This is a genomic window from Ruegeria sp. ANG10, assembly GCF_040705255.1.
GTDB lineage: Bacteria > Pseudomonadota > Alphaproteobacteria > Rhodobacterales > Rhodobacteraceae > Ruegeria.
Genome location: NZ_JBFCVU010000015.1, coordinates 36,111 through 42,658, shown reverse-complemented (window position 1 = coordinate 42,658; position 6,548 = coordinate 36,111). Strand labels below are relative to the sequence as shown.

Below are 6,548 nucleotides of genomic sequence, written 5' to 3'. Positions count from 1 at the left end.
GAAAATCCTACTTTTAAAAGACTTTGGTGTTGTTGACCTGCGCTGCAGAGGCCTCTAAATACGCTCCATCGAATTCGGGCCGCTCTGACTTGGGGCGGTCTTTCACATCAAACAGGACTATCCTGCCATGAAAACCTTTTCTGCAACACCTGCAGACATCGACAAGAAATGGATCCTGATCGACGCCGAGGGCGTTGTACTGGGCCGTCTTGCCTCGATCGTCGCCATGCGCCTGCGTGGCAAGCACAAAGCGTCGTTCACCCCGAACATGGACATGGGCGACAATGTCATCGTGATCAACGCTGACAAAATCCAGATGACCGGCAAGAAGCGCGAAGAGAACTTCTACTGGCACACTGGCCACCCGGGCGGCATCAAATCTCGCACCAAGCAGCAGATCCTCGAGGGTGCACACCCCGAGCGCGTCGTGACCCAGGCGGTCAAGCGTATGCTGCCGGGCAACCGCCTGTCGCGTCAGGTTATGACCAACCTGCGCGTTTACGCCGGTGCCGAGCATCCCCATGAGGCGCAAGCGCCCGAAGTTCTGGACGTTAAGTCCATGAACAAGAAAAACACCCGGAGCTAATGACCGATGGCAGATCAGATCAATACTCTCGAAGAGCTGAGCGCCGTCGCAGGCGTTGAAACCGTGGCCGAAGAAGTCATCGTGCGTGAACCCGTACGTGACGAGCTGGGCCGCTCCTACGCCACTGGCAAGCGTAAAGACGCTGTTGCCCGCGTTTGGATCAAGCCGGGTTCCGGCAAGGTCACCGTAAACGGCAAGGATCAGGACAAGTACTTTGCTCGTCCCGTTCTGCAGCTGATCCTGCGCCAGCCGTTCCAAGTTGCTGGTGTAGAAGGTGAGTTCGACGTTGTCGCAACCGTCAAAGGCGGTGGCCTGACCGGTCAGGCCGGTGCGGTCAAGCACGGCATCTCGAAAGCGCTGCAGCTGTACGACCCGTCGCTGCGCGGCGCGCTGAAAGCCGCTGGCTTCCTGACCCGCGACAGCCGCGTTGTGGAACGTAAGAAATATGGTAAGCGCAAAGCGCGTCGTTCGTTCCAGTTCTCGAAGCGTTAATCGCTGCGAAATTCGAAATTCAAACGGTCGCAAGAAATTGCGGCCGTTTTCTTTTGCACTGTTGATTTTCGCCTAATACCAAATGTTTAGGCGCAAAGGTTCAAGGTTATTGCGTCAATTAGTGCTCTGAGGCATGGCGCTCTCGGCGACAGTAATGAACTTCTCTCTGATCTGATTGATCTTGCGCCGGTTCAAAAACCGGAACCAACGGCGAACGGGGATGATCTGCTTGCATCCAAAACTGTCGATCCAAACCCAGCGGCCAGACCCGTCGGAAAACGTTTGATAGACAATATTGCCGGTATTCTTGTTGCTGATAAGGACCTGTTCTTCGATCAATACGTCGAAGTGTTTGTGCAGAGAATTTAAATGTTCTCGCGTAATGCGTCCGCCTTTGGCCAAATCCTTTAGGCTGGGTGATAACTGCCCATCGGGTTCGGAAATCCGTTCATAGACAAGGGCAAGGCCGATATCTGTTTGCACAACACCCCGGACCTCGCAAACAGGAATAGCTTCATCCCTGTGCTGGTAACGAACCATAAGGTCAAAGGACTCGTGAAACTCGCGCAGGAAACCTTTGAAAACCGTAGATCGTCGAAACGTTCGATCGAACCATGTATCGCCCAAAAGACCGTCCTGGCCATCCGTCGTGTCCGGTTGCGGGACTTTTAGAAGCGCGTCAGACGCATCAGGGTGCTGGTAAACAAACTGCCGATTACCCTGAGCTATCACCTCACAGTTTTTCAGTCTTACCAAGTTTTCGATTCGAGCGGTTGCCATGCCGCCAAATTATAACAGTTTCGTGAAGGTGCAAGCTGAGGTGGTGCCCCAGAACATCCCCCTGAAAAACACAGGTGATCGGGTGAATTTCCTTGGTTAAGAAAAGTTACATAATACATTGGTAAATAAAAATTATCAGAGCTTCACTTGATTGCAACCGAAGTTGGAAAACGAGCTTCGGGCCACCGAACGGCGGCAACGTGTTGACCGGTCAAACCCTCTGGCACAGCGAGAACAATACTCTAAACGCGCCGAGCATAACCCCTCAACCAGAGCGTCTATTTGCTAGGGCGGGATGATTACCTTTCCATCGCTCTTTTTCAAAGCGCCGGCCAAGCTTGAGACCACATCTTTCAAAGCAAGCTGTTCTGAAATGTCGGTTTGCCAGTGTCCATCGGTTAAACGGGCTTGAACCTCGGCCAAAACCCCCGCCTGATTTACGTGCCGGTGGCCTCACCGGAATATCCGTCTTGTGTCAGAACGGTTGCGAACATGGTCGTGGGCAGGGCCGGTCATGGTCGCTCTTTCCGATTGAGCAGCACAGCGGAAATGGACTGGGTGTGCGTTCCGCTGGATCGCAACCAATCAAATGCGGTGTGGAAGGCTAATCGACACGCAAAATGACGTGAATGGAACAATGATCACGCCAAAAAGGGACGGGCCGCCTCGATTGGCAGCCCGCCGAGTTTCACTGTCCTGACAGCAGATTGCTGAGTTCTTGGATCTTTGTCGCGATCGTTTCAGGCGATGCTTTGATATCGTCCAGAATTTGAATGGCTTGGGTTTTCAGGTTCTGCGCAAGATCGCTCTCCTGAACCGAGGCGACCAATGTGTCATAGTCAAAATTATCAAGGGTCAGGGAGCCGTCTTCAATCCATGAATTCAGCAGATCCTGGCCCTGAGTTGCCAAGGCGGCAACCTGATCACCGGCTTGATCGGCCAGATCCGTGGCTGTTTGTCCCGCCTGTTCCGCCGCGTCCGAGGCCTGTTCCGAGATGGAAGACGCGGCTTCGTTGGCTTGCTCGGTTACAGAGCTGGCGGCCTCGTTCACCGCCTCAGCAGCGTCCTGCGTCGCCGATTGCAATTGTTCGGCGGGTGTTGGGTCTGGTTGGGTTGTGTAAAAATAAATTCCTGCGCCAGCGGCAATGATGACCACGGCCAATATGATAGTACGCGACATGTGTCTCTCCTTTGGAAAATGTGTCGCCGAGATGGGTCAAAAATACCCGAGTTCAAAGGGGAAATCCCGGAAATTCTTTTCAAATCCGTGGATTGAGCCATGCTATGCCTATCCGCCAGGAGCGGGCGGCAATAACACGCCGCCGTACATTTGGATGCGCGGTTTCGCGTCCCATCATGTGGGTTTCGTCCGTTTCAAAGGGCGATCGGAAGCTCAAGCGTGATGCTTGCTCCTTTTTCGACTTGGTCGATTGACACCAATCCGCCATGACGTTGAGCCACGGCTGAAACGATTGACAACCCCAGCCCGCTGCCTTCGGAATAGTCCAACTGCGAAAACCGACTGAAGGCAGCTTCGCTTTGATCGGGCGACAGGCCCGCTCCGTCATCGGCTACGGTTACACTGACCGCGCCTTCGTCACGCTGCAGCACAACTGAAATTCGGCTCAACTTGGTGCCGCCGTGCTTTACTGCGTTATCCAAAAGGTTCTTTAGGGCCTCAGTTAAAAACACCCGATCACCGGACACCATGATCGCCGTCTCGGGCATCGTGACGTCAAACTCGATACCTTTTGCAAGGATGTGAACACCCATCTCGGCGCAAGCTTCTTCCACAACCAAGCGGAAATCAATCTCATCCATTTGATCCTGGTGCGTCGGTTGCCTGAGTCTTTCAAGTGACAACAATTGTTCGGCCACCGTTGCCGAGTTCTTTGCGGCCGCCACAAGCTCGTGGATGCGTTTTTCTCTGTCATCATCCGATTTCGCATCCCGAAGCGCCTCGGCCATCGACTGGACCGCGGCCGCCGGGTTCCGCAACTGATGAGCGGCTTCGGATATGAAAACCTGATGAGCGTTGATGCTGTGTTCGACCTGCCCAAAGAGCCGGTTCAAGGTCTTTACAACGCCTTGCACTTCGTCCGGGACAGGGCGCTTAATCTCACTTAGGTCATCTGGCGAACGAAGGTCGATTGCATCCTGCAAATCCAGCAAAGGTCTCAGGCCACGTGCTACGCCGAACCATACCACAACAGCCAATGTGGCCAGCAGAATGCCCATGACAATTCCGGCGCGAATGGACAGTTCATTGGCAAATGCGTTGCGATCCGCCATCCGCTGCCAAACTGTGACCGTCGCATCACCAACAAGATTCTCCAAGGTCACACGTTCTGTCATCTTTAGAACGCGCACCGGTTCATCGCGGTAGATCGCTTCGAAGAACTGTGGCTTGTACGCCTCTTGCACCGACGAGTTCGCGGATGCCGGAGGGTAGGCATAACCCGTCACGTAAATGCCGCCAGGGCCAGTCACATGATAGAAGATCTCACCGCCCGAAGCGTCGCGGATCAGACTGCGTGTGGTGGGCGACAACGCATCGCCCCCTGAAATCGCCACATCCCGCGATATAGCCAGGCCAGCTGAGAGAAGACTGTCGTCAAAAAGCTCCTGAGCCGTCTTCTGGGCAACCATAAAACGCCAATACCCAAGCAGCACTGCAAGCAGCACCAAAGGAGTCAGGATAAGAATGAACAGCCTTAGCCTGAGCGAGCCGTGGTTTATCACTTCTGCACCTCAAGCAGATACCCCAGACCGCGAGCTGTCTTGATCTTTATACCCAGGTTTTGAAGGCGTTTTCGCAGTCGCGATACATGAGGCTCGACTGCCGAATCCTCAACATCGGCCCCTACACCATAGACGTAATCAGTTAGTTGGCTTTTGGGAACGATCCTGCCCCGACGCTCCAACAGACACTCCAACACTGCGATTTCCCGCCGTGGAATATCCATCACCTCACCCTTAACGCTAACCTGACGTGCAGTGCGGTCGAACTCCAAGCTGCCGATGCTTTCCCGCGCTCCGTAGTCAAGCTGTTTGCGGCGTGAAAGCGCCCGGATGCGTGCCTCCAACTCGTCCATTTCGAAGGGTTTGATCAGATAATCATCGGCCCCCATGTCCAAACCAGACACCCGGTCGCTTGTCTCGGTGCGTGCTGTCAAAAGAATTACGGGCGCACTGTCACCGCGATTTCGCAGTGATTTCAGGATTTCCAACCCTGACCGGCCCGGCAGGTTGATGTCCAGAACGATCAGATCTGCACTTTCCTGTTCAAGGTACAGGTCGGCTGCGTCGCCGTCGGTCAGTATATCTGCAGCATGACCTCGGTCGCGCAGACGATAAGCAATAGCGTTGGCAAGAGGTTCATTATCCTCGACGATGACAATCCGCATCGGGTCTCCTGCAAGTTTCGCGCAAGGTTGGCACTCCATGATTGCCAGATGGGAGGGGGAATCAACCCCACAGTTCTATTTACGATCACGGTGGCGCAACAGGCGTCGGCGTGGTTGTCTGGTCAACAGGGAGGAACCAATGGCCATTTCCAAATTCACCCGTCGCGCCGTCGTGGGGCTGATTGCCGCCGCCGGTCTCACCGCACCTGCCTCAGCCGAGGTCGATTTCTCAGGCAAGACCATCGAATGGGTCATCCCGTTCTCGGAAACGGGCGGGTCGGCCAAATGGGCCAATTTCTTTGCACCGCTTCTGTCCGAGGCCCTGCCAGGTCAACCAACCGTGGTTGTGAAATTCATGCCCGGCGCAGGTTCGACCAAGGGTGCTAACTGGTTTCAGGAACAGGCGCACGATGATGGAACTTTGTTGTTCGGCACTTCGGGTTCGACACAGTTCCCGTATCTGCTGAGCGATCCGCGCGTCCGCTATGAATACAATGACTGGATTCCGGTGATGGCGTCCGGCACCGGCGGTGTGGCTTATCTGAACACTGAAGATGGCGCCAAGTTTGATGGCTCTGCAAATGCGTTGAAAGACACCAACTTCATTTACGGTTCGCAGGGTGCGACCCGGCTGGACCTCGTGCCGCTTTTGGCATGGCAAATGTTGGGTATGAATGTTGAGCCAGTATTCGGCATCAAGGGGCGCGGCGACGGCCGACTGATGTTTGAGCGCGGCGAAGCCAACATCGACTACCAAACGTCGTCCGGGTATCTGGGCGGTTCGGCACCGCTGGTTGAGGCCGGTCAGGCCGTGCCAATGATGACATGGGGCGCACTGGATGCTGACGGTAACATCGTCCGGGACCCGACTTTCCCGGACATTCCGACCTTTAAAGAGGTTTGCGAGGCCACTGATGGTTGTGAAACCAGCGGCGAGGCCTGGGACGCATGGAAAGCCTTCTTCGTTGCTGGCTTCCCGGTACAGAAACTGGCCTTTCTGCCGGGCGACACACCGCAGGAAGTGGTCGATGCTTATACCGCCGCATTTCAGGCTGTGACTGAGCGCGGGGATTTTGCCGATATCTCGTCCAAGCGCGTTGGGAAATATCCGGTTTTCGTCGGTGACGGTTCTAAGTCGGCGCTGCAGACGGCAACCAATGTCGACGACAATGCCAAGGAATATGTCCTGAATTGGCTGAAAGAGGCCTATGGCGTCGAGCTGAACTAAGCCGATATGCCGCAGCGCGCGCCTGTAACGAAGGGCGCGCGCTTTTCCATACACA

At 54.9% G+C, this 6,548-nt stretch carries 7 protein-coding genes; 3 read left to right on the top strand and 4 right to left on the bottom strand.

Going from position 1 to position 6,548, the window contains the following annotated elements; all coding sequences use genetic code 11:
- Positions 1-127: 127 nt before the first annotated feature.
- Complete coding sequence (gene rplM / locus AB1A64_RS21425) at positions 128-586, top strand: 50S ribosomal protein L13 (protein ID WP_170348665.1); 459 nt, start codon at positions 128-130, stop codon at positions 584-586.
- 6 nt (positions 587-592) lie between these two features.
- On the top strand, positions 593-1,078 hold the full coding sequence (gene rpsI, locus AB1A64_RS21420; protein ID WP_039535473.1) for a 30S ribosomal protein S9: 486 nt from the start codon (positions 593-595) through the stop codon (positions 1,076-1,078).
- Between the two features lie 114 nt (positions 1,079-1,192).
- On the opposite strand, the gene AB1A64_RS21415 is transcribed toward rpsI, so the two are convergent.
- The 4 genes from AB1A64_RS21415 to AB1A64_RS21400 all read right to left on the bottom strand — a co-directional run bounded on the left by AB1A64_RS21415 (position 1,193) and on the right by AB1A64_RS21400 (position 5,265).
- A complete protein-coding gene (locus AB1A64_RS21415) occupies positions 1,193-1,858 on the bottom strand; it encodes a YrbL family protein (RefSeq protein WP_366554060.1) in 666 nt (221 codons plus the stop codon).
- A 688-nt stretch (positions 1,859-2,546) separates the two neighbouring features.
- The gene (locus AB1A64_RS21410; RefSeq protein ID WP_366554058.1) at positions 2,547-3,038 is read right to left on the bottom strand and encodes a hypothetical protein; all 492 of its coding nucleotides are present in this window, start codon (positions 3,036-3,038) and stop codon (positions 2,547-2,549) included.
- A 194-nt stretch (positions 3,039-3,232) separates the two neighbouring features.
- On the bottom strand, positions 3,233-4,600 hold the full coding sequence (locus tag AB1A64_RS21405; protein ID WP_366554056.1) for a sensor histidine kinase: 1,368 nt from the start codon (positions 4,598-4,600) through the stop codon (positions 3,233-3,235).
- Positions 4,597-5,265 (bottom strand): response regulator transcription factor, encoded by a 669-nt coding sequence (locus tag AB1A64_RS21400; protein ID WP_366554054.1) that lies wholly within the window; start codon positions 5,263-5,265, stop codon positions 4,597-4,599. Before AB1A64_RS21400 ends, AB1A64_RS21405 begins: the two co-directional genes overlap by 4 nt.
- Before the next feature lie 139 nt (positions 5,266-5,404).
- Here AB1A64_RS21400 and AB1A64_RS21395 point away from each other — a divergent pair, with 139 nt between their 5' ends.
- Positions 5,405-6,493 carry a tricarboxylate transporter gene (locus AB1A64_RS21395; protein WP_366554052.1) on the top strand — a complete coding sequence of 363 codons (1,089 nt, stop codon included), beginning with the start codon at positions 5,405-5,407 and terminating at the stop codon, positions 6,491-6,493.
- Positions 6,494-6,548: the final 55 nt, after the last annotated feature.